19 protein-coding genes are annotated in these 21,616 nt (G+C 36.8%); 7 read left to right on the forward strand and 12 right to left on the reverse strand.

Going from position 1 to position 21,616, the window contains the following annotated elements:
* The first annotated feature begins 16 nt into the window (after nucleotides 1-16).
* The 3 genes from GWK10_RS03255 to GWK10_RS03265 all read left to right on the forward strand — a co-directional run bounded on the left by GWK10_RS03255 (nucleotide 17) and on the right by GWK10_RS03265 (nucleotide 4,062).
* Complete coding sequence (locus GWK10_RS03255) at nucleotides 17-1,705, forward strand: SusD/RagB family nutrient-binding outer membrane lipoprotein (RefSeq protein ID WP_164029456.1); 1,689 nt, start codon at nucleotides 17-19, stop codon at nucleotides 1,703-1,705.
* Nucleotides 1,706-1,729: 24 nt separating this feature from the next.
* A complete protein-coding gene (locus GWK10_RS03260) occupies nucleotides 1,730-2,596 on the forward strand; it encodes a hypothetical protein (protein WP_164029457.1) in 867 nt (288 codons plus the stop codon).
* A gap of 125 nt (nucleotides 2,597-2,721) precedes the next feature.
* The gene (locus tag GWK10_RS03265) at nucleotides 2,722-4,062 is read left to right on the forward strand and encodes an aryl-sulfate sulfotransferase (RefSeq protein ID WP_164029458.1); all 1,341 of its coding nucleotides are present in this window, start codon (nucleotides 2,722-2,724) and stop codon (nucleotides 4,060-4,062) included.
* On the opposite strand, the gene GWK10_RS03270 is transcribed toward GWK10_RS03265, so the two are convergent.
* Nucleotides 4,059-7,355: a VCBS repeat-containing protein gene (locus GWK10_RS03270; RefSeq protein WP_164029459.1), complete on the reverse strand. Its 3,297-nt coding sequence runs from the start codon at nucleotides 7,353-7,355 to the stop codon at nucleotides 4,059-4,061. The two genes, GWK10_RS03265 and GWK10_RS03270, sit on opposite strands and share 4 nt — an antisense overlap.
* A gap of 91 nt (nucleotides 7,356-7,446) precedes the next feature.
* Between GWK10_RS03270 and rlmB the strand changes: the two genes are divergently transcribed.
* Nucleotides 7,447-8,181, forward strand: coding sequence for a 23S rRNA (guanosine(2251)-2'-O)-methyltransferase RlmB (gene rlmB, locus GWK10_RS03275; protein ID WP_164029460.1), 735 nt, complete (start codon nucleotides 7,447-7,449; stop codon nucleotides 8,179-8,181).
* A gap of 4 nt (nucleotides 8,182-8,185) precedes the next feature.
* On the opposite strand, the gene GWK10_RS03280 is transcribed toward rlmB, so the two are convergent.
* The gene (locus GWK10_RS03280) at nucleotides 8,186-8,941 is read right to left on the reverse strand and encodes a rhomboid family intramembrane serine protease (RefSeq protein WP_164029461.1); all 756 of its coding nucleotides are present in this window, start codon (nucleotides 8,939-8,941) and stop codon (nucleotides 8,186-8,188) included.
* 75 nt (nucleotides 8,942-9,016) lie between these two features.
* On the opposite strand from GWK10_RS03280, the gene GWK10_RS03285 reads away from it, so the two are divergent.
* Complete coding sequence (locus GWK10_RS03285) at nucleotides 9,017-10,294, forward strand: replication-associated recombination protein A (protein ID WP_164029462.1); 1,278 nt, start codon at nucleotides 9,017-9,019, stop codon at nucleotides 10,292-10,294.
* Here the strand turns inward: GWK10_RS03285 and GWK10_RS03290 are convergent.
* The 6 genes from GWK10_RS03290 to radC form a co-directional block, all read right to left on the reverse strand.
* A complete protein-coding gene (locus tag GWK10_RS03290) occupies nucleotides 10,291-11,136 on the reverse strand; it encodes a hypothetical protein (protein WP_164029463.1) in 846 nt (281 codons plus the stop codon). The two genes, GWK10_RS03285 and GWK10_RS03290, sit on opposite strands and share 4 nt — an antisense overlap.
* A gap of 5 nt (nucleotides 11,137-11,141) precedes the next feature.
* Nucleotides 11,142-12,584 carry a DUF5723 family protein gene (locus tag GWK10_RS03295; RefSeq protein WP_164029464.1) on the reverse strand — a complete coding sequence of 481 codons (1,443 nt, stop codon included), beginning with the start codon at nucleotides 12,582-12,584 and terminating at the stop codon, nucleotides 11,142-11,144.
* The gene (locus GWK10_RS03300; RefSeq protein WP_164029465.1) at nucleotides 12,581-13,141 is read right to left on the reverse strand and encodes a hypothetical protein; all 561 of its coding nucleotides are present in this window, start codon (nucleotides 13,139-13,141) and stop codon (nucleotides 12,581-12,583) included. The genes GWK10_RS03295 and GWK10_RS03300 overlap by 4 nt, the downstream gene beginning before the upstream one ends.
* A gap of 48 nt (nucleotides 13,142-13,189) precedes the next feature.
* Complete coding sequence (locus GWK10_RS03305; RefSeq protein ID WP_239540676.1) at nucleotides 13,190-13,879, reverse strand: YjjG family noncanonical pyrimidine nucleotidase; 690 nt, start codon at nucleotides 13,877-13,879, stop codon at nucleotides 13,190-13,192.
* On the reverse strand, nucleotides 13,863-15,167 hold the full coding sequence (locus GWK10_RS03310; protein WP_164029467.1) for a polysaccharide deacetylase family protein: 1,305 nt from the start codon (nucleotides 15,165-15,167) through the stop codon (nucleotides 13,863-13,865). The genes GWK10_RS03305 and GWK10_RS03310 overlap by 17 nt, the downstream gene beginning before the upstream one ends.
* Before the next feature lie 134 nt (nucleotides 15,168-15,301).
* On the reverse strand, nucleotides 15,302-16,006 hold the full coding sequence (gene radC, locus GWK10_RS03315; RefSeq protein ID WP_164029468.1) for a RadC family protein: 705 nt from the start codon (nucleotides 16,004-16,006) through the stop codon (nucleotides 15,302-15,304).
* A 72-nt stretch (nucleotides 16,007-16,078) separates the two neighbouring features.
* On the opposite strand from radC, the gene GWK10_RS03320 reads away from it, so the two are divergent.
* Together GWK10_RS03320 and GWK10_RS03325 are read left to right on the forward strand one after the other, a co-directional pair.
* Nucleotides 16,079-16,528: a DUF1569 domain-containing protein gene (locus tag GWK10_RS03320; RefSeq protein ID WP_164029469.1), complete on the forward strand. Its 450-nt coding sequence runs from the start codon at nucleotides 16,079-16,081 to the stop codon at nucleotides 16,526-16,528.
* Nucleotides 16,529-16,755: 227 nt separating this feature from the next.
* Nucleotides 16,756-16,917, forward strand: a complete 162-nt coding sequence (locus GWK10_RS03325) for a hypothetical protein (protein ID WP_164029470.1) — start codon at nucleotides 16,756-16,758, stop codon at nucleotides 16,915-16,917.
* A 105-nt stretch (nucleotides 16,918-17,022) separates the two neighbouring features.
* Here GWK10_RS03325 and GWK10_RS03330 read toward each other — a convergent pair whose 3' ends face one another.
* The 4 genes from GWK10_RS03330 to GWK10_RS03345 all read right to left on the reverse strand — a co-directional run bounded on the left by GWK10_RS03330 (nucleotide 17,023) and on the right by GWK10_RS03345 (nucleotide 21,552).
* Complete coding sequence (locus GWK10_RS03330; protein ID WP_164029471.1) at nucleotides 17,023-18,378, reverse strand: UDP-N-acetylmuramate--L-alanine ligase; 1,356 nt, start codon at nucleotides 18,376-18,378, stop codon at nucleotides 17,023-17,025.
* Between the two features lie 120 nt (nucleotides 18,379-18,498).
* Nucleotides 18,499-19,377 carry a tetratricopeptide repeat protein gene (locus tag GWK10_RS03335; protein WP_164029472.1) on the reverse strand — a complete coding sequence of 293 codons (879 nt, stop codon included), beginning with the start codon at nucleotides 19,375-19,377 and terminating at the stop codon, nucleotides 18,499-18,501.
* Between the two features lie 60 nt (nucleotides 19,378-19,437).
* Nucleotides 19,438-20,436, reverse strand: coding sequence for a GTPase ObgE (gene obgE, locus GWK10_RS03340; protein WP_164029473.1), 999 nt, complete (start codon nucleotides 20,434-20,436; stop codon nucleotides 19,438-19,440).
* Entirely contained in the window at nucleotides 20,437-21,552 is a 1,116-nt protein-coding gene (locus GWK10_RS03345) for an adenylate kinase (RefSeq protein ID WP_164029474.1), read from the reverse strand.
* Nucleotides 21,553-21,616: the final 64 nt, after the last annotated feature.

A 21,616-nucleotide genomic window follows, 5' to 3' on the forward strand; every position in this document is an offset into this window, starting at 1 on the left:
TTAGATACTTAAAATCATGAAAAGAATCAAATATTTAGTATTAAGTGTTTTCTGTGGGGCAATGCTTGTTTTCCAATCTTGTGAAACAACAGAATTAGATCTTACAGAAAACCCTAACGCACTAACTCCACAGTTCGCATCGATCGATTTGTACTTGAATTCGATCCAACTTGACTATGCCTTTAATATGGAAGGACTAAGTGGACTTGGCGCATCATTAACGCGAGTTGAATATATGTTTGGAAGAGATTACTTTAATAACTTCTCTCCTGCGACATTAAATCTAACTTGGACGCGCGCATACAGAGGTATGTTCACCGATCTAAGAGAAATGACAGTTTTAGCTAACGAAGCACAGCTGCCAAGACATATTGCAATAGGTGAGATTTTACAAGCCCACATGCTTATCACACTTGTTGATTTTGTAGGCGATATTCCTTGGTCTCAAGCTATCAATCCAGATGAATTCCCGCTACCTGCGGTTGATTCTGGTGCCGATGTATATGCTGCTGCTGAGGCAATGTTAAACAGTGCCATTGCTAACTTAAACGCTGCTTCCCTAGGTAACCCAGCGAATGACTTATTTTACGATAACGACTTTACCAAATGGGAGAAATTGGCAAATACCCTAAAAATGAAAATTTATCTTCAAACGCGCTTAGTTGATGCTTCGGCAGCATCTAAGTTTAATGCAGTAGTTGCAACTGGAGATTTCATTTCAGGAAATGCTGACGATTTTCAATTTCAGTGGGGTAAGAACATACAACTGCCCGATTCAAGACACCCTAAGTACATAGGAGATTATACTCCAACTGGTGCTGGGAACTATCAGTCAAACTGGTTAATGGATCAAATGGATACAAATAATGATACACGTATTCGTTATTATTTCTTCCGTCAGACTGATGAAACCCCTGGAGCTACTGGCGTAGATCCTAACGAAGAGACCTTAAATTGCTCTTTGGTTGCACCGCCTGCACATTATGTAGCTGGAGGTTTTACTTTCTGTTATTTAGATAATGGCTATTGGGGCCGTGATTCTGGAGATGATGCTGGTACACCGCCAGACGGTTTCTTAAGAACAGCTTATGGTGTTTACCCGGCAGCCGGTAAATTTGATGGAGATAATTTTGCAAATTCAGTGGATGCTGACGATTTCGTTGGACTAAGTCTTGGTGGAGGCGGAAATGGTATCACTCCTATTATGTTAGCTTCCTATGTTGATTTCATGCGTGCCGAAATGGCAATGGCTGCAGGAGACATGCCAGGTGCTGAAGGTTTCATATCAGATGGTATAGAAAAGTCGATCGCAAAAGTGCAATCTTTTGGAACTAAAGATCCAGGTGCTAATTCGGCATTTTTCCCAAGCGCAGCCGACAATACTGCCTTTGTTACTTCAATCACAACAGCATTCGATGCTGCTGACATGAACGGAAAATGGAATATACTTGGAGAACAATTTTTGGTAGCACAATTTGGTGCGGGTATTGATGCCTATAACTTCTACCGAAGAACAGGTTTCCCAACAACCCTTCAGGCAAATATAGAGCCGAACCCTGGAAATTTTGTAAGATCCTTCTTATATCCAGGAAATGAAATTAGTGCTAATCCAAGCATTACGCAGAAGGCAACTCAAGATGTTCAAGTATTTTGGGACAATAATCCGCCATCAGCACCTTCAGGAGGATTTCCTGCGGCAAATTAATAGTTAATTAAATTGAATAGTACAATGAAAAAAATATCAAAATATTTATTGAGCTTCGGTTTGCTAGTTGGTGTTATTTCATCATGTGATGAAGGCGATGCACTTGTTGATCAAGTTGTAGCAGATACTACAAGAGGGGCTATTTTAAGAACAATCGAAATTGGTAATACAAGTTTTAATCGTTTCGACACTACTTCTGAGTTTTCAATAAGAATTGAAGAACAGGATATAGAAAATGGTGGACTTTTATCCGAATTACAGGTTTATCTTTCTTTTACTGATAACAAGGATGACGGAGTAGATAATAATAAGGCCGAGTCTTTATTAAGAACAATTTCAGCATCAGAATTTGAAACTGGTGACAGAGGATTACCTGTAACAGGTATTAGCTTTACCTTAGCAGAGGCTCTGTCTGCATTAGGTCTTGTTGATGGTCAGTTCGATGGAGGTGATGAATTCACCGTTAGACTGGAGTTAGTTCTTACTGATGGAAGAACATTTACTAGATCAGACGCTAGTGGTAATGTTACTGGAGGTTCATTCTTCAGCTCTCCTTATCGCTATACTGCTGGAATAAAATGTATTCCAGTAGCCCCAGTAACAGGTGACTATGAGTTAGACCTTGCTGACAGTTATGGAGATGGTTGGGATGGTGCAAAAATTACTGTTACAATTGACGGTACAGCCACCGATTATACGTTCACTTCTGGAAGCGCCGCTTCGTTTACAATTACAGTACCAGCGGATGCAATGGAGTTATCATTCGTTTATGTACCTGGTAACTTTGAGGGTGAACACTCTTATACTTTAACAGCACCTAATGGTGATACTGCTGCGGCTGATGGACCTGGTCCAACACCTGGTGAAATTGTTTTAAATATTTGCATTTAGTAAATAATGAAAACTGAAACATAAAGAACGAAAAGACCGCCAATTGGCGGTCTTTTTGTTTTATGTTAAAACTAGGTTGAAATTCATATCTTTTATTAAATTTACCGCCATAAACCTTTATTTTAATGAGACTTACAGCCATACTACTTTTGTTCTTCATATTTACGGGGTTTAGTTCTTGTGAAAAGGATACTCCTGTTACTCCACCCATTGATCAAGGAGATGGAGACAGTGATAGCGGAAATAATGGGGGTGACGACCCGGATCCAGATACTGGTGGTGGAGACAATCCACCTTCAGAAGAAACCTCTGTCGAATTTATTAACAGAGATTTAGTTGATAATAATTTGCTACTTGTTAATGACGCTGCTGCGAACAAAGCATATATAATGGACAAAGAGGCCAATGTTCTTTTCGATTGGCCATTAAATGGCGAACGACTTGGTAATGACGTATTCCTAATGGATGATGGCAGTGTATTGGCGAATCTTGAAGCTCCTGATCCAAAAATCCAAATTGGCGGATTCGGAGGTAAATTGCAAATTATTGATAAAGAGGGTAATATTAGTTGGAATTTCGATTATTCTTCAGATGATTTTATCGCACACCATGATGCTGCTATGCTACCCAATGGAAACGTGCTTATCATGATTTGGGAAAAGAAAACGGCCTCACAAGCAATAGAGACTGGCTATAAGATGAATGTCGATCTTTTTCCTGATGGGATTATTGAAGTAAATAGAACGAGTAATGAAATAGTCTGGGAATGGCATTTATGGGATCATATCATTCAGGATAATGATATGACTAAACCAAATTTTGGTGATGTCTCGGCGAATCCTCAAAGAATAGATATTAATTACAACCAACGCGCCGATGGCGATATTACTCATGGAAATGCATTGACATATGATGCCGAGAATGATTTAATCTACCTTAGCGTAAATTTTTATCATGAAGTATGGGTAATTGATCATAGCACAACAAATGAAGAAGCTGCTGGAACCACTGGAGGAAATTTTGGGAAAGGTGGAGATCTTGTTTACAGGTTCGGAAACCCTACAGCTTATGAAAGCAGTTTTGGGCAACGTTTATTCTACAATAACCACTTCCCTAATTTGATTGACTCGCAAGAAGGAAAGTTATTAATATTTTCAAATGGAAATAGCTTAGACCAATCCACCGCTTATGAATTAAAACTGCCCTTACCTTTTGATCTAAAAAAAGATGCTGACAACGAACCAGAAGTGGTTTGGAGTTTTACAGATCCTGATTTATACTCCCCTAAGGTTTCAGGGGTTGTATTATTGCCAAATGGCAACAGATTAATTACGGAAGGCGATTTTGGTATTTGGGAAGTTACGGAAGCAGGTGAAGTAGTTTGGAAATTTAAAAGTCCAGGTTTTTTCTGGAGAACCTACTCCTATGAAAAAGATCATCCAGCCATAAAAGCGATCGGACTTTAGTTAAGCTGATATACGGCGAGCGGGCCATTATTTATACCAAAAAGCAGCAAGGAACCCAATGTCTTATGAGATATTTGGATAGTAGATTTTATACTCCTATCAAAATCAATATTAAGTTCTTCACCTGACAAAACCCCTCCTCCTCCATCGAGTCTAGGTGTTTCTACTTCGGTATCATAAATCGTTCCCACTAGGATCATCTCTTTCTGACTACCTTGATTAATATCAACATTTACACCATCTAAAATGGGAAACACTTGATTCTCTATGCCTAAATCTTCTTTCTGGAAGCTCCCATCACCATTGTTAATCAAAACACGGGATTTAAAAGTATTTACTTCGGCCTTGTATGCATTATCCAGATTATCCTCATAAATATCTTCTAAACTTGCGTTAGCATAATCGCTATAAGTACCAAACTTCTCTGAAATAAAAGGCATTTGCTCAGTAGAGCATTCCTTCCCACGTGAGGGGACATACTTTCCTTTATACTTTTTACTTAATACTATATCGAATGTGCCGTTCCCGTCAAAATCGCTTGCATACACCTTAAAAGGCTTTTCTTTTGATGCATTATGCTTTAAATTCAATCCTACATTTCCTAATACAAAATCAGCTAAGCCGTCATTATCTACATCGGTTTCCGTAACACTAAACCACCACCCTTTTTCATCATCCAATCCGCTATTAACCGAGGTATTTTTAAAGATTCCATTTGTATTCATGAAAACTCCAGGCGTGCCCCACTCTCCTACTGCTATAAAATCAGGCCAGCCGTCTTTATTGATATCAGATATTGCGACATCATTTACGATTCCTAAGGCTGCAAATTCTGGAGCCACCACATCAACAACTTCTTTTAAAACTCCACCATCATTTCTAAATATTAGTGATGTTGCTGGTTTAGGGTAATGTCTTGCCTCTATTCTATTTCCAACTATAATATCAAGATCACCGTCATTATCAAAATCGAAAGCACCGACAGCTTTCCCACTTTGATGTTGTTCATTAAGTCTTGTATTTTTTCTTCTTTCAAAATTACCCGAACCATCATTGATATATAAACGATCAATATAATTGCGAGAGTTAAACTCCCATTCATTACCACCGCTAACAACATACAAATCTTGATCACCGTCATTATCAATATCAAAAAATACTGACTCCATATCCTCATATAAAGCATCCTGTTCAAAGGCGATTATCAACTTATTTTCGAATCCCTGTTTTGTTTGAATATAAAGTTGTGATACCTGTCCAGAAGCACCTCCAATAAAAAGATCATCCAAACCATCACCGTTTGCATCTCCCTTTGACATAAAAGGGCCTAAGGTTGATTGTTTATACGGTAATAACACTTCTTCATTAAAATCATTAAACTGATTTTCTTTGTGAACAAAATCTAATCCCAGCAATTTAGGATTTAGTCCATTAATGAACTTGTTACTTACTTCGGGTATTTCCTTTTCTTGAAAACCTGTTTCTTGAAAAGTAAATTTTTGGTTTGTATACATGCCATTAAGCATAAACTGTTTACCTGATGGCCAGGTTATGATTACACTATCAATTTTTTCAACTTCACCCAATCCAAAATACATAGCATTATCAACGGATGACAAATAACCCCTTGTCCGCTTACTTGTGGCTATCTGCTGTTTGCCATTATATTTTAAAGTAACTGTAGCGAAAGTTTCAGATAAATCACCATCGGCAACAATTTTTAAGTAGTTGCCCCTTTTATTTTCAACGCTAATATTTTTGTATACACCAGCTTCGGCATCGATGTTATTTACCACAATATCAAGATCTCCATCATTGTCGAGATCGGCGGTCACGGCTCCATTCGAAAATGTCGCATCACTAATTCCCCAATTTTTGGCTACCTCATCAAACTGCAAATCGCCTTGACCTCTATACATCAAATTAGGTAATTTTTCAGATGGCATTTGGTAGTATAGTTCCTTTTTTACACTCAGAGGCACACGACCGCGATACTTCATCTTAGCCTGGCGTATTTTCTGCTTTAGATCATTGTCGAGCGCATAACGTCTATAACCATTAGTTACAAAAATGTCTTTCTTTCCATCCAGATTAAAATCTTCCATGAGCACTGCCCAGCTCCAATCTGTTTTTGCGACCCTTGTTAAATGAGCTACATTGGTAAATGAATTACTTCCTTTATTAAGCTGAAGGGAATTAAACATGTACTGATGAGGCATTTCCAAGCTATCTACCAACAAGCTAAAATTATCGACATTCATAGATGCCATTAAAGTTTTGGCTCGATAATGATCGCTAGACGCCATATCTAAGACAAAAATATCCTCTTTAGTATCGTTATTTATATCAGCAATATCAACGCCCATACCATAGAATGAGAGTTGCTTTGTGTATTCCTTTATCTTGTCGTCAAAACCGCCTTTACCATTATTAATATACATAGCATCGGGTACGTAGTAGTCATTTGCTACATAAATATCCTGCCACCCATCTTTATTAATATCCGCCACACAAAGTCCAAGGCCAAAAGCAGGCTTCAGCAATCCTGCTTGTTTAGTAATATTTTTAAAATTTCCATTGTCATTTCGATATAAATGAACACTACTTTGTTCTAAAAGCTTTTCATTGTTGTTTAAAATTTCATAAAAAGTAGATGGGTCTGTTCCGTACAACTCATTTTCATTTGAAACAACACAATCGAGATCACCATCCTTGTCAAAATCAAAAAACGAAGATTGGGTACTTATACTTTCATCTGCCAAACCAACCTCAGCTGCAGTCTCATTAAAAGTGAGATCCTTTTTATTTATATACAATCGATTTTTACGTGCTTCACCTTTATTAGGACCACCTTGAGAAACGTAGATATCAAGCCAACCATCATTATTAACGTCAGCAAAAGTCACACCACTAGACCAACCCTTACTGGCATTAATACCCGCCTTATCCGAAATATCTTCAAATACAAAATTGCCCTTATTTAAATAAAGCTTATTCGATTCTTGATTTGCACAGAAAAATAGATCTAGTAGTCCATCGTTATTGATATCACCAACTCCAACACCAGAACCATTGTAGAAAAAGTCATAATCAAACAAATTCTCTTTCGTATCAATACGATCTGTGATAGTATTTGAAAAGGTGATATTTGTTTGATCACTTTTGAGTTGCTCAAATACCTTTTCTAAGGTTTTTTCTTCGTTATTTTCGGCTATAGAATTATCGCTCTTACCTGCTTCCTGCCTGCAAGAGGTAAATATGATAACAACGAAAATGAATAATCTAAATTTCATGTAAAAAAGAGTTCCGCGCTAATATCTTATTTTTTTTGAATATTATGCCCCTATATTGACTAGAACACGCATTTTAAGCTACTTTTGCTGCATGGAGAAAGCAACTCAAATTTTCGGATTACGGGCTATAATTGAAGCCATTAATTCTGGTGATACCATTGAAAAAGTGTTTTTACAAAAAGGATTACGAGGTGATCTTTTTAAACAATTGGAGCAAACTGCCAGAAAAAATCGAATTTCAATAAGTTATGTCCCAGTAGAAAAGCTAAATAAGCTAAGTGATAAAAACCATCAAGGCGCCATTGCAACACTATCTCCTATCGCCTATCAGGATTTAGAAACCATAGCTCTACAGGTTGTAGAATCTGGTAAAAATCCGCTTTTTTTGTTGTTAGATGAAATAACAGATGTGCGTAATTTCGGTGCAATTATTAGAACAGCTGAGTGTGCTGGCGTGCATGCAATTATTGTAGGAAAACAAGGGGCTGCTCCTATTAACGGGGATACCGTAAAAACGAGTGCGGGCGCTGTTTTCAAAATTCCTATTTGTAAGGTTGATCATATCAAAGATGCTGTTTTTATGCTTCAATCAATGGATATTGTCGTTGTTGCAGCAACTGAAAAAACAGATAGTAGTATTTATGATATTGATTTAAAAGTTCCTGCAGCAATCATAATGGGTTCAGAAGGCCGTGGCATTAATCCTTCTATCTTGAAATTGGTTAATCATAAAGCAAAGCTTCCTCTCCTAGGAGATATAGAAAGTTTGAATGTATCTGTAGCCTGTGGTGCACTTTTGTATGAGGCTGTTCGACAACGGATGTAATTGGCTAGTCTTCTAGATTAGATTTCGACTTCTTATCGATATAATTATAGACATACTTTACATTTCCTTCTTCTGATTCTTCCTGTTTTTCCATTTCTGAAGATGGCACAAAGTTTCCCTCTTCATCAAAATGCTTTAAAAAAGGATCATTTTCTTGTTTATAGTGGTCTTGCTCCCAATGATATCGTTTAGGAATATAAAGCCTTGCATTGATTAAAAAAGCAAGCGCAATACCTGTGATCAATCCCGCTAGGTGACCTTCCCAGGACATGTTTTCTTTAACTGGAAAAATATACCAAATCATACTACCATAAATAAATACAACGACAAGTGAAAGTGCGATTAGGCGATAGTATTTAGTGCGTACACCCTTGAAGAAAATGAAACTGACTAAAACATAAATCAACCCACTTGCTCCAATGTGATTGGCAGGTCGACCTATAAGCCAGGTAAGCAAACCAGAGACCAAAATTCCTAAAATCAATACTTTTACTGCAATAGATCTATAGAAGTAGAATAAGCCAAGTGACAACAGAAACAAGGGAATTGTATTGTGGTATAAATGCGATAAGCTACTATGCAAAAACGGGCTAAAGACAACACCAGATAAGCCTGAAAGCGTTCTAGGTTGTACTCCATAACTACTTAAATTAACCGAAAACCGAAGTTCTAAATAGTACACCACCCAAATTGCCAGAACAATCAACATGGGAAATGCAATGGTAATTGCAGTAAATTGAAATGGTTCATTTTGTTTCACAATCTAAAAATACCAAAAACAACACCAAAGACGTTTTGACTGCAAAAATGTCATCAATATCATTATTTTTACCTAATGAATGAGCCTTTAGCAGAACGTATTCGCCCAAAAAATTTAGAGGACTATATAAGTCAGCGACATTTAGTAGGCGAAACCGGTTCATTGACCAATCAAATCAAGCAAGGGTTTATACCATCGCTAATTCTTTGGGGACCTCCTGGTGTTGGCAAAACGACCTTGGCCAATATTATTGCCAACGAATCGAAACGCCCCTTTTACACTTTAAGCGCCATTAATTCTGGTGTAAAAGACATTCGTGAAGTAATTGATAAAGCAAAACAAAGTGGTGGCCTATTTACACCCAAAAACCCCATTTTGTTTATTGATGAAATACATCGTTTTAGCAAGTCACAACAGGACTCATTATTAGCAGCAGTTGAGAAAGGTTGGGTTACCCTAATTGGTGCTACGACCGAAAATCCGAGTTTCGAGGTTATTCCTGCATTACTTTCTAGGTGTCAGGTTTATGTTTTAAATGAATTTGGAAAAGACGACCTAATCTTTCTATTAGATAGGGCCATTAAAGAGGATTCGCAAATTGCTACCAAGAAAATTAACCTAAAAGAAACAGATGCACTACTCCGATTGTCTGGAGGTGATGCTAGAAAATTATTGAATATTTTTGAGCTTGTCGTCAATTCAGAAGGTGGAGATAAAATCACTATCACAAATGATATGGTATTGCAAAAGGTGCAACAAAATACCGTTCGCTATGACAAAACTGGTGAGCAGCATTACGATATTATATCTGCATTTATTAAATCAATTAGAGGAAGTGACCCTAATGCAGCCGTGTATTGGTTAGCCAGAATGATCGAAGGTGGTGAGGATTTGAAATTTATCGCAAGAAGGTTACTTATTAGCGCGTCAGAAGATATCGGACTTGCAAACCCTACAGCCCTAGTAATTGCAAACAACTGCTTTCAGGCGGTGGCAACTATTGGATATCCAGAAGCTAGAATCGTACTTAGCCAGTGTACTGTTTATTTGGCAACATCACCAAAAAGTAATGCGAGTTATACGGCTATTGGAAAGGCCCAAAAATTGGTAAGAGAAACGGGAGACCTTCCCGTGCCATTACCTATACGAAATGCACCCACAAAATTAATGAAAGAGCTTGGCTACGGCCAGGAATATCAATATGCGCATGACTTTGCGAACAACTTTACAGAAATGGAATTTCTTCCTGAAGAAATTAAAAACACTGCGTTGTATCAACCAGGAAATAACAGTCGCGAAAAAGCGAATCGAGAATTCTTAAAAAACAGATGGAAGGATAAGTATGGCTACTAGAATTTGATATTCACTTTTGCCTTTACAACTTTCCCATTTTCAATAGCTTCTATAAACCACTCGCCATTCTCTTTTTTGAGTAATCCCTTGAAAAGGTCACTGTCCATAAGAAAAGAATCTACATCTGAGGTTTTAAAAATCTTAGCTACTATTTCCGGTTTCGAATTTACTAACTGAAAACCACCGTCGATAGCCTGTGCATATAGAATGTCGCCATTAAATGCCAAAGTTTCCTTTTTAGTCGGCACTTTTTCGACTGTTTTCTGAACTTTTTCAACTACCGCCGGCTCCGCAACCTCAACTTCTGAAGTTATCTGTTCTACTACAACTTCTTCAAATGGCCCATTATCTTCTACAATTTTTGTTTCTTGTTTTTCCTCAACTGCTACATCGGTTGCAGGTTTCTCTTTAGGTTCTTCATAATAATAGCCCAAAAACTCGACAGATTTAAACGCTTGCCGAATAGCTTCATGATACGCTTTTCTATATTCTTTAACCTTACTTTTCCCTTCTTGAGAAACAAAAACCTGCTCTTTATAACAGTTTTTCAGACTAATAATAATTCGTGTTGTTAATAAACCCGACAGATTATCGACAGAAACTAATAGACCTTTACAAGGATCATTAATGTATTCTTCGGGTAGAACCTCATTATCATAAAATACTTCAAACCCTTCTTGTTTAAAAAGATGTCTTGTTAGCGTACTTGTACTGTACTGATCATCTTTCTTAACAAAATCTAATCGTTTAGGAATAATAACGTATTTGTATTTATTTAATGTCTGCCCGATTAAAGGAAAGCTTATGAATAAGGCAAAAACAACTAGGATGATTTTTTTCATTTAAACTAATTTTTGTTAGTTGGCACGACAATATTCAGGCCAAACTGTACTGATACTTTTTGAGCATCGGCTAAGTTAGTATATCCTAACAAATTGTCAGCCATTAAATATGCGTTTACTGGACCCAAATGCATCGACATGCCTGCACCGAGGTTGGTAAGTGAAAAAGAATCAACTGTATAAGCCACCTTTACTCGCAAACCATTAAATAGTCTACGGTAGTAAAACAAGCTTGCTGCCATTTTAGGACTTCGCGATCTGCCAATCATGAACGTTTGTGCCCCAATTTGATTTAGATAGGTTGTCTTTGCCACTTGTCTACAATCACAATCATCATCCGTTCTTGCTATTCCCCATTCATAACGCAAGGCCGCGTTAAATTTCGGAGCTCTCCATCGTGTATATGCTTTTGTAATGGTGTCAACCGGCAACGCTTCCTTTAAAGCATCGGCTACTTCTCGATAGTAATCGGTACTTTGATTATTGGTTGTGGGAGCCCCTGGAAACAATAATTCAAACCCATCGTAAGTAAAATTTCCCTTCAATTGATAAGATTCTACATCTTTACTATGCCTAATAAAGCCTATATCTTGAATGCTCGCGGCAAAACTTAGTTGCTTGTCAAACCGATATGTAAATCCTGCATCAACACCCAAACCGAGATTTCCGCCTAGTAATGCCCGTTTGCGAAAAGTAGGCGCTATATCTGCCCCTTCGACAGGTGGATTTGCGTCGCTATCACTCCTTAAAGAAGCAATACCAGAGGTTTGTATCAAAAGATCGGCATTAATGCTATGTTCGAAAAAGTTAGTGTCCGATTCTCTGGTTACAAAAGTACCTTCATTGTTAGTACTGGAGGCGCTAACAATACTCGAATAAATTTTTGCTCGGCCGCCCACAGTAAGCTTATCATTCACTCTCTTATTGATACCAAAGTGAAAAACAGTTAATAAATCAGCTTTTAGGTTGAGATCTGATAAACTGAAAGCCTCATTTATATTAGGCTCATTCCCTTCAAGAGCAAGTTTCGCATAATCATTAGGCCAGTATCCAAAAAAGTCAAATTCCTGATACATTCCGAAAGAATATCGAATGTCATCATAGTACTTACCTCCTACCTTGAAACCAACATTAAAAATTTCAAGTTGCTGGTTAATCGATGTGAAATCATTACGGTCTAGTCGTGCAATCGCATTTCTAAACTTTACATTAAAGTCCACACCGTCAACAGCAAAAACGTCAAATGCAGAAACCCCACCAGTAATTCCAGCCTCAACCGATACTCCAGAAACTAAAGGAATGCCGGTGTACCATTTATAGTCAACTTCTTCGCCAGGATTTACCATTAAAGATTGTGGTATCTCTTTAAAACCAAAAAGCAAATTTTTGTTTTGAGCGCTTGCAATGCTAAAAGTAAGCAAGAATATCGCTACTAGAATTTTTCTCATAGATCGAAATCAAAAAAGGCTGTTGCCTTAGATTTTAGGTTGAATTCGCTCGTGGTAGTAGCGTCAAATTGAGTGCCTGATGAATTAATTATTGTGGCAGTTAGTATTATTATTTTTGATGAAGTAAATCGGTCTAAATCTGCACCTTCAAATACCTCTGTATAGTCTACAATAGCAGGATTTGCTAACGAACCTTCAGGAATAGGAATATCAAATTCATACTGATCAGCAAACTCATCATCAGTAAAACGAAAATTGAGATTAAAATCCGCCTCTATATTGTTGACAATATTAAAAGTGAGCTCTGTCCTAATGACATTATCTTTATAAAAATCTTCTCCGATAACATCAAGCCGAACTGTATCAATAACGGATGCATTCTGTATAACTCCGGGCTGGGCGTATTGCAACGGGCTCGCACTAAAAGTCACTAAACTTGCAGTAAGTACCGGCTGAATACTCAGATCCTTTGCCTGTTCAAAATCTACTTGCTCTGTGCATGATGTATAAAACAATACCCCTAAAATGAGATAGCACAACAGTTTGACATTCTTCATAATTGGTAAACGAATAGGGTCTCAAAATAGTATTGAATTGCCAATTAATTAAAGATAATTTTTGAGCTGAAGTAAGCTAGAAATATGAAAATCAGCTTTCTGATTATTCGGATCTGGTTCAAAGTGAATAGACTGCATTCCGACTTTTGAAGCACCCTCGATATCTGCTTCTATATTGTCACCAATCATCAAAGCATTTTTAGATCTTACATTGGCACTTTTTAGGGCAAATTCAAAAATCAACGGATTTGGTTTTTTCACCCCGACAGATTCCGAATCGACTATCTTGTCGAAGTAATGCTTTATTTTACTCGTTTCCATTTTAACACGCTGCACTTCTCTAAAACCGTTGGTAATAATATGTAATTTATAGCTTGGTTTTAGGTATTCTAAAATCTCAATAGCCCCTTCAAATAAATGATCGTTATCTGGTAGTCTTTGAATATAATCATGCGATAGCCTATTGATTAATTCATCCGTAGAATTAAAATTTAAACCATCGAAGGTTTTTTTGAGTCGACTATATCGCAATTCTTCCTTACTAATTCGTTCTTCTCGATACAGCTTCCAATACTCAAAATTAATAGGAACGTATACAGCTAGAAATTCTTCTAACGGTAGTTGAACTGAATGCTGACTAAATATTTTTTTAAATGTAAGTGCTGAGTTTTTTTCAAAATCCCAAAGAGTGTGATCAAGATCAAAAAAAATATCAGTAACCTTATTTTTTAGTGCCAAATTGCTGTAATGTTTTAATGTAAATTTCTCGCCAACCCTTCCATTCATTTTCGATTAATGTATGGTTATGTAATTTGAAGATAAAAGTACCATTTACCGATTTTATCGCTTTACCGATTTCTGTTATCTTATCTATAATTTGATCTTTATCTCCTATAAGTTTAAGTGCTTCATCTGTAGTAACCACAGGGTTTATTTTTAGAGCCGTTGGCATCTCTGAACCAATATCATAAAAGTAAAACGGCGTGCAGGTACTCGCTCTAAAACCAATAGTATCAGGATAACCCATGGTATAATCCTCCTTGACTTCAGAATCTATCAAATTGCGATAACTATCAGGAAAATCTAACTTATTATAGTGCTGCATCACTCGTATGATTGGTCTATGAATTAGATCTGACAAGCGCTTGCGTTCTTTCTTTAATAGGTCAAAATCATAAAACGCCTCATACGAAACCAGTAAACTAGTAATCGCATGATCCGAAACGGATTTAATGAGCGCCCGAAACACATTACTGTAGACCGAAATATTTTTATCATAGGTCGCATATTTCGCAAATAGAAAAAAGAATATGGCCTGTATATTATAGGTGTTATGTAGATTAATAAAATCGTCAAATGTATCGTAGGGGTCTTTTTTTATGCCGAAAAGCACAGCATAACGCAATAGGACTTTTCTTAATCTAAATCGAAACAAATCACCAAATGTCCCGGAGACCGTACGTAAAATCCCCACCTTTCTGTATGCAAAAACTAAAGGAACTGATATCGCTGGAGTAAATTGAAAAGGTGTTGGTTTCGCTTTGAGGTCTGGGAAACGTTCCTTCAATACTGTCAACAACTTATATGCCCAAACATCGATTACTGGTTGCTCTAGAAACTTGTTTTTATATGCTAAACTTTCATTCACCGGATATCTCCCGTGCATATCTTTTACATGAGGTACGTACTCTTCATACCTACTCAATAAATAAAATGCAGCCGCAAAAATGTCAAAAGGCAAGCTACTTTTATCGCTATTAGTCGCAAAAAAACACGGAGTATCATCCCATTGTTGCATGTTAATTTCAATATCCCCTATACCCTGCTCAAAAAGCAGGTCGTTACTTTTTACGAAAAACTCATTCTGTAATGCCTGTTTGGTATAGGTAATTTTAAGCGGCCCGTGAGCAATGAACTCCTCTATCCGGGTAGTAAACTCGATAGGAATTTGTAGCACTCTAGTAAACATATGCTTGAAAGCATATCGCAAACGCGGGGTAAGTTTATGTGTGTATATTAATAGCATACGTGGCCTATGCCGCTTTAGAAAGCTTAAAAATACTGTTTTAGGGGGTATTTTGCGTTTTAAAGATTGAAAATTCAGCAATGATTTTACAGAAATCATTTAAAAAATAATGATCGACTTAAAAACAAGACTAATTAACCGTTTATTAAGCCACTATCTGCGAAACTATAATAGCCACTATCAGTAATTATTAGATGATCGAGCACACGCATATCCATACTCTTAGCTGCCTGCTGCAACTTTTCAGTTGTTTGAATGTCTGACTTACTAGCTTTTAAGGTTCCTGAAGGGTGATTATGGGTAAGTATTATTCCGGTTGCATTTAGCTCTAAAGCCTTTTTAAGAACTAAACGAGTATCGACAATTGTTTGACTAATTCCACCTTTACTTAGTTGCATTTTATGCACAACCTTATTCGCATGATTTAAATATATGATCCAGAACTGTTCGTGATCGAGATCAGCTAAAATTGGATGCATTATGGCGTAAATATCTTTACTTGAGGTTACTTGAGAGGAAACCTCTACATTTTCTGCACCACGCCTTCTACCCAACTCTAAAGCCGCTGCGATAGTAATTGCCTTAGCCTCCCCTATTCCCTTAAACTGCATGAGTTGATGAATACTGAGTTTTCCTAAGTCTTGAAGATTGTTATTTACGCTTGCCAAAATACGTTTACTTAAGTCGACAGCGCTTTCGCTTCTATTTCCCGAACCTATTAAAATCGCAACCAACTCTGCATTGGTCAAAACGGCTCTTCCCTGTTTCAATAATTTCTCTCGAGGTCGATCATCTTCTGACCAATTTTTTATGGAAAATGATTCCCTCTGACTAGACATAGCGTAAAATTTCTCTAAATATAATAAACTTGAAAAAAAGCATTAATTTTAAGTAACCGATAACCAACTAATATGAAATCACTGCTTACTGAGGAAGCTTATAAGGAGATTAGGAATCGACTCGAGAACCTAAATACAGAATCGCAAAGAGTTTGGGGTAAAATGAATGTAAACCAAATGTGCAAGCATTGTCAATTTGCACTGGAAGTTCCTTTAGAGAAAAAAATGATGCCTAGCCCGAATCCCATCATGAAATTGGTCTTCAAAGCCTTTAAAAGCTCGATGTATAACGATAAACTTTGGAAAAAAGGTTTGCCTACTCCAAAAGAGTTTCAGGTAACCTACGAACCGAATTTTGAGGTGGAAAAACAGAAGTTAACTGAACTAGTTGATGAATTTTATAATAAGAATGATAAGCAAGATTGGATTAGACACCCTGCATTCGGTAATTTTACTTCTGAACAATGGGGAAAGATGCAATACAAGCATTTAGATCATCATTTAAGACAATTCAACGTTTAAGTGATCGTTTTTATCGAATTTTTAAAATAGCTTGAAAATGAAGTCGTTTTCACTTTGTATTGATAAGCCTTAGGGCTAAACCAAAACAGTGAGTAACGTTTAAATCCATATTTTATTATGGTATTTGAACGGTGATTTATGTTGTTTAGTCGATAAAACAGTTAAAACTGTTCAACTTTGGTCTATCTTTGTACTATAAATTAAGTTTAACCTAAAAACCATTAATTATGGGGGCACTATTAGTATTAAAAGAAGCTTACAGGAGAAAGCTTGCGAATGTAAAAGGTATCGAAGCCGTTACCGTAAAAACCTTTACTTGGGTTTATTTAACGTTGATCGTTTTAGGTCTAGTGACTTTCGCGTACAACGCAATCGTAAAATTTCTTTAATTAAGCTACAAACAGTATGAAGTAAAATTACTTTTAAAAAGAAACCCTGACAACATCACATCGTCAGGGTTTTTTTATGCCTTTTATTTAAGGATTTTAATAACACTAGTTAATTAGCTCAATAAAATCTTCCTGTTCGATTCCACCATAATTACCCGAACTCATTAATAGCAACGAAGTATCATTTAAGTTTTGAGATTGTAGAAATTGATAAAAAGTTTCAGGATCAGTAAATACTTTCAAGTCTTTTCTGGCAAAAGCGTTCTTAATATCTTTTTCATCTAAATTCGACAATCGTTTTATAGCGACCGCTTTTGGTGAATAAAATACTACAGCCAAATCTGCCTCATCTAATGCGCCTTCATATTCGCCTATAAAATCGCTATTTAAACTACTATATGTATGAAGCTCTAAACAGGCGATAAGTTTTTTATCATCATATTGCTGCTTAACAGCCTTTGTAGTTGCTTTTACTTTTGATGGTGCGTGTGCAAAATCTTTAAATATTACCGAGTTGTTTTTTGCGGCGATCAGCTCTAACCGTTTCGAAGCGCCTTTAAAACTAGCTATTGCATCGTAAAAGTCAGCTTCATCGATACCCATATGTTGGCATATCCATTTTGCGCCAGCAAGATTATTCATATTATGTGCACCAAAAATTTCAACAGGCACTTCACCTTCAGGTGTTTCTAGTAGGGTCATTCCCCCTTGTATCGAATACGGTGGTGTGGTATAGTTATTCCTCTTAATCGTATTTTCTGAAGCTTCAACAATTCGCTTAACCTCTTTATCTTCTTCATTGTAAACAATAATACCTCCATGCACAATGGTATCTACAAAAATTTCAAATTGCCTTGTATAATCTTCGAAAGTGGGAAACACGTTTATATGGTCCCAAGCAATACCACTCAATAAAGCAATATTAGGCTTATAAAGGTGGAATTTTGGTCGCCTATCTATTGGAGAGGACAAATATTCATCTCCTTCCAGGATCATAAAATCATTGTCATCAGTAATCTTTACCATGGTATCAAAACCTTCCAACTGGGCTCCGACCATATAATCTACTTCGCGACCACAATAATCCATTACATGTAGAATCATGCTAGTAATCGTGGTCTTACCATGGCTACCTCCAATTACTACTCTTGTTTTATTCTTTGCCTGTTCATATAAAAATTCGGGATATGAATAAATAGGAATACCTAGCTCTTGTGCCTTGGCCAGTTCAGGATTATCAATTTGTGCATGCATACCAAGAATTACTGCATCTATATCCTTAGTAATATTCTCACTAAACCAACCTTCATTTTCAGGAAGTAAACCCGCTTTTTTAAGCCTAGAACGTGAAGGTTCGAATATGACATCGTCACTACCAGTTATTGTATCTCCTTTTTGATGCAAGGCCAATGCTAAATTATGCATAGCACTACCACCGATAGCTATAAAATGATATCGCATAGATTAATTTTTGGTAAATATAGTTTTTGAAAATGTGAATTTGAAGAGAAAAGATTATAGATCGATGGCTAGCTAGAACCAAGTTTCCTGACAACAATATGCACAAGAATAAACTAATAATTAAAGCGCTAAAATTAAGTTTTCTTCTTTTTTAGAATACTTAGCCACTTCTTTATTCTTATTAGCCTTTTTCAAATAAGAAATAGCAGTCTCTTTATCCTTTTTAATCCGATATGCTTTTGCTAAAAATAAATACCCCCACTCTTTAGCAACACTATCACTTTTCTTGTGCTTAGCTACAAACCAATTTAAATGTTTTAGCCCCAGCTCGATATTCTGATTATTGTTAACCGATGCCTTACCTAACTGATAGTGAATAGTATTGCGCTTATAATTTTTTGATATTGTAGTACAACTATTCAAAGCTAGCTTTTGGTATTTCTTTTCCCGATCGTACTCCTTTTTATAGTTTGCAATGTAAGCCTTGGCCAAATGGCCTTCAACTTTTGAGAGCCCTGCAAGTTCATTGGCATAACCGTCAGCTTTTTTATAGCTACCACCTATGATTCCGGGTAGTTGTAAATAGGTTTCAAGCAAAGCCCATCGTACATCAACATGATCTTTATCCAATTCGGCAGCTTTATGAAATGCCTTTTTCATCTTCTTAACCAAACCCAGTGCTGAAAGCTTATTTTCTAGGGCCTTCATTCCTAGAGCACCCCCATACCAATAATAATAATCAGCATTATTGGTTTCTAATTCAGTTAAGATTTTATAGTGGTTTATGGCTGCATCCCATTTCTTACTATTACCAGCAATATGGCCTAAATAAATATGTGCAGTTTTATTTGAACCATTTTTAGCCAGCAACTGTTTACCCAATTGTTTCGCTTTGCTATAATTTCCAGATTCGAAATAGTCTTTCAATAGCACATCACTCTCATTTTGAGAAAATAAAAAGATTGGAATTATTAAAAGGAAAAGAAATAAGCGATTCACAGACAACTATTTTACTCAATAACGAAATAACTATGCAAAGCGTTTAAAGACAATGTTAAATTATGCATTGAGCATTTTCCAAAGCGTATCTTTTAACTCAGTAAGTCCCATTTGTGCGACTGAAGAGATAAATATATAAGGTGCTTTAAGATCTTTATCCAGTTCGGCTTTCATTTCTGCCTTTAGTTCGTCATCCAACATATCGCATTTTGAAATTGCTACAAGTCGATCTTTATCAAGCATTTCTGGATTGTAACGACGTAATTCATCCAGTAGAATTTCATATTCCTTGACAATATCCTTTGCATCTGCTGGGACTAAAAATAGTAACAGCGAGTTACGTTCAATATGCCTCAAAAAATAGTGCCCTAAACCTTTTCCTTCGGCAGCACCTTCAATGATACCAGGAATATCGGCCATTACAAATGTTTTGTAATCCCGATAAGCTACTATTCCTAAATTTGGCTTTAATGTAGTAAACTCGTAATCGGCAATTTTAGGTTTAGCCGCAGTAATAACCGATAGTAATGTTGACTTACCGGCATTTGGAAAACCTACTAGGCCAACATCAGCTAGCACTTTTAATTCGATAGTGATATCTCGCTCTTGACCATCAACTCCTGGTTGCGCATAACGCGGAGTTTGATTTGTTGAGCTTTTAAAATGCCAGTTACCTCGACCTCCCATGCCGCCTTCAGCAACAATCTCTTCTTGACCAGCCTCAGTAATCTCGAATAAGGTTTCTGTGGTTTCGGAGTCTTTTACGACCGTACCTAAAGGAACATCAATGTATATATCCTTCCCATCAGCTCCAGAGCTTCTTCCCTTTGAACCTGCCCCTCCGTGCTCTGCCTTTAAATGACGTTTAAATTTTAATGGTAATAATGTCCATAAATTTGGGTTACCTCGAATGATAACGTGACCACCACGACCACCATCACCTCCATCAGGACCACCTTTGGTAATAAATTTTTCCCGGTGAAGGTGCACAGAACCTTTGCCCCCTTTACCAGAAGTGACGTGTATTTTTACGTAGTCAACAAAATTACCTTCAGTCATTTATGCAACTTGTAGTGAATCGATCGCCTCGCTTAGTCGATCGGTTATTTCCTCAATAGAACCTACTCCATCAACACCAATAAATTTATCTTGCTTTTGGTAGTAGTTTTTTAAAATAGCTGTTTGTTCATAATATACTGATATTCTTCCACGTATAACATCTTCATTGGCATCATCAGGACGTCCGCTAGTTTTGCCACGTTCCATTAGTCGGCCTACCAAAATCTCATCATCTACCTCTAAGGCAATCATAGCATTTACTTGACTCCCTTTTTCTTGCATTAAAAGATCAAGTGAAGCCGCTTGTGCTTCGGTACGAGGAAAACCATCAAAAATAAATCCATTAGCTTGTGGGTTTTTGTCTACCTCCGCATTTAGCATTTTTATCGTTACCTCGTCGGGTACCAAATGCCCTTTATCCATATAAGATTTGGCCAAAGTACCTAAGTCGGTGGCATTTTTAATATTATATCTAAAAACATCGCCAGTTGAAATATGTACTAAATTGTATTTTTCTTTAAGTACATCAGCTTGCGTTCCTTTACCTGCTCCCGGAGGACCAAATAATACCAAATTTGTCATGTTAGTTGCTTTAAGTTGATAAACATCGGACAGGTTTCTTCCCAACCCATCATAATCTAGGCCATAGCCAACGATAAAACGGTCGGGTATCTCAAATCCGATATAGTGAATAGTATGTTTTTTTGTGTATGCAGTTGGTTTGAAGAACAAGCTTGCGATCGCAAATTCGCTTGGCTTTTCTTTCTCGAATAGTTTATAAATTTCTGTAAGGGTATTGCCTGTATCAACAATATCTTCTAACACAACTACTCTCCTATCCCGAAGATTCTGACTTAATCCTAATTGGCTAAGTACAGTTCCTCTAGAGGTCAACCCATCATACGATTTCATTTTAATAAATTGCACTTCGCAATCACCATCATAGTGTTTTACTAGATCGGCAACGAAACGAAAAGCACCATTTAATACACCAACAAAAATAGGAACCTCATCACCGCAATCTGCCTTAATATCAGCAGCTATTTTTTTTATGCAGCGCTCAATTTCTTCAGCCTTGATATACGGAGTAAAATATTTGTCGTGGAGTTGTATCAATTCCCTAATAAATAAAGGCGCAAAGATAGATAAATCGCCCGAAGTACAAGCCTTTATAAGGTGG

The organism is Spongiivirga citrea (genome assembly GCF_010671565.1).
GTDB lineage: Bacteria > Bacteroidota > Bacteroidia > Flavobacteriales > Flavobacteriaceae > Spongiivirga > Spongiivirga citrea.

Bases quoted from the DNA above. Each gene is read 5' to 3' on its own strand.
- GWK10_RS03295 (WP_164029464.1), bottom strand. From the start codon at position 12,584: ATGAGAAAAATTCTAGTAGCGATATTCTTGCTTACTTTTAGCATTGCA.
- GWK10_RS03265 (WP_164029458.1), top strand. From the start codon at position 2,722: ATGAGACTTACAGCCATACTACTTTTGTTCTTCATATTTACGGGGTTT.
- GWK10_RS03325 (WP_164029470.1), top strand. From the start codon at position 16,756: ATGGGGGCACTATTAGTATTAAAAGAAGCTTACAGGAGAAAGCTTGCG.
- rlmB (WP_164029460.1), top strand. From the start codon at position 7,447: ATGGAGAAAGCAACTCAAATTTTCGGATTACGGGCTATAATTGAAGCC.
- GWK10_RS03290 (WP_164029463.1), bottom strand. From the start codon at position 11,136: ATGAAAAAAATCATCCTAGTTGTTTTTGCCTTATTCATAAGCTTTCCT.
- GWK10_RS03255 (WP_164029456.1), top strand. From the start codon at position 17: ATGAAAAGAATCAAATATTTAGTATTAAGTGTTTTCTGTGGGGCAATG.
- GWK10_RS03260 (WP_164029457.1), top strand. From the start codon at position 1,730: ATGAAAAAAATATCAAAATATTTATTGAGCTTCGGTTTGCTAGTTGGT.
- GWK10_RS03300 (WP_164029465.1), bottom strand. From the start codon at position 13,141: ATGAAGAATGTCAAACTGTTGTGCTATCTCATTTTAGGGGTATTGTTT.
- GWK10_RS03270 (WP_164029459.1), bottom strand. From the start codon at position 7,355: ATGAAATTTAGATTATTCATTTTCGTTGTTATCATATTTACCTCTTGC.
- GWK10_RS03330 (WP_164029471.1), bottom strand. From the start codon at position 18,378: ATGCGATATCATTTTATAGCTATCGGTGGTAGTGCTATGCATAATTTA.
- radC (WP_164029468.1), bottom strand. From the start codon at position 16,006: ATGTCTAGTCAGAGGGAATCATTTTCCATAAAAAATTGGTCAGAAGAT.
- GWK10_RS03285 (WP_164029462.1), top strand. From the start codon at position 9,017: ATGAATGAGCCTTTAGCAGAACGTATTCGCCCAAAAAATTTAGAGGAC.
- GWK10_RS03310 (WP_164029467.1), bottom strand. From the start codon at position 15,167: ATGCTATTAATATACACACATAAACTTACCCCGCGTTTGCGATATGCT.
- GWK10_RS03320 (WP_164029469.1), top strand. From the start codon at position 16,079: ATGAAATCACTGCTTACTGAGGAAGCTTATAAGGAGATTAGGAATCGA.
- obgE (WP_164029473.1), bottom strand. From the start codon at position 20,436: ATGACTGAAGGTAATTTTGTTGACTACGTAAAAATACACGTCACTTCT.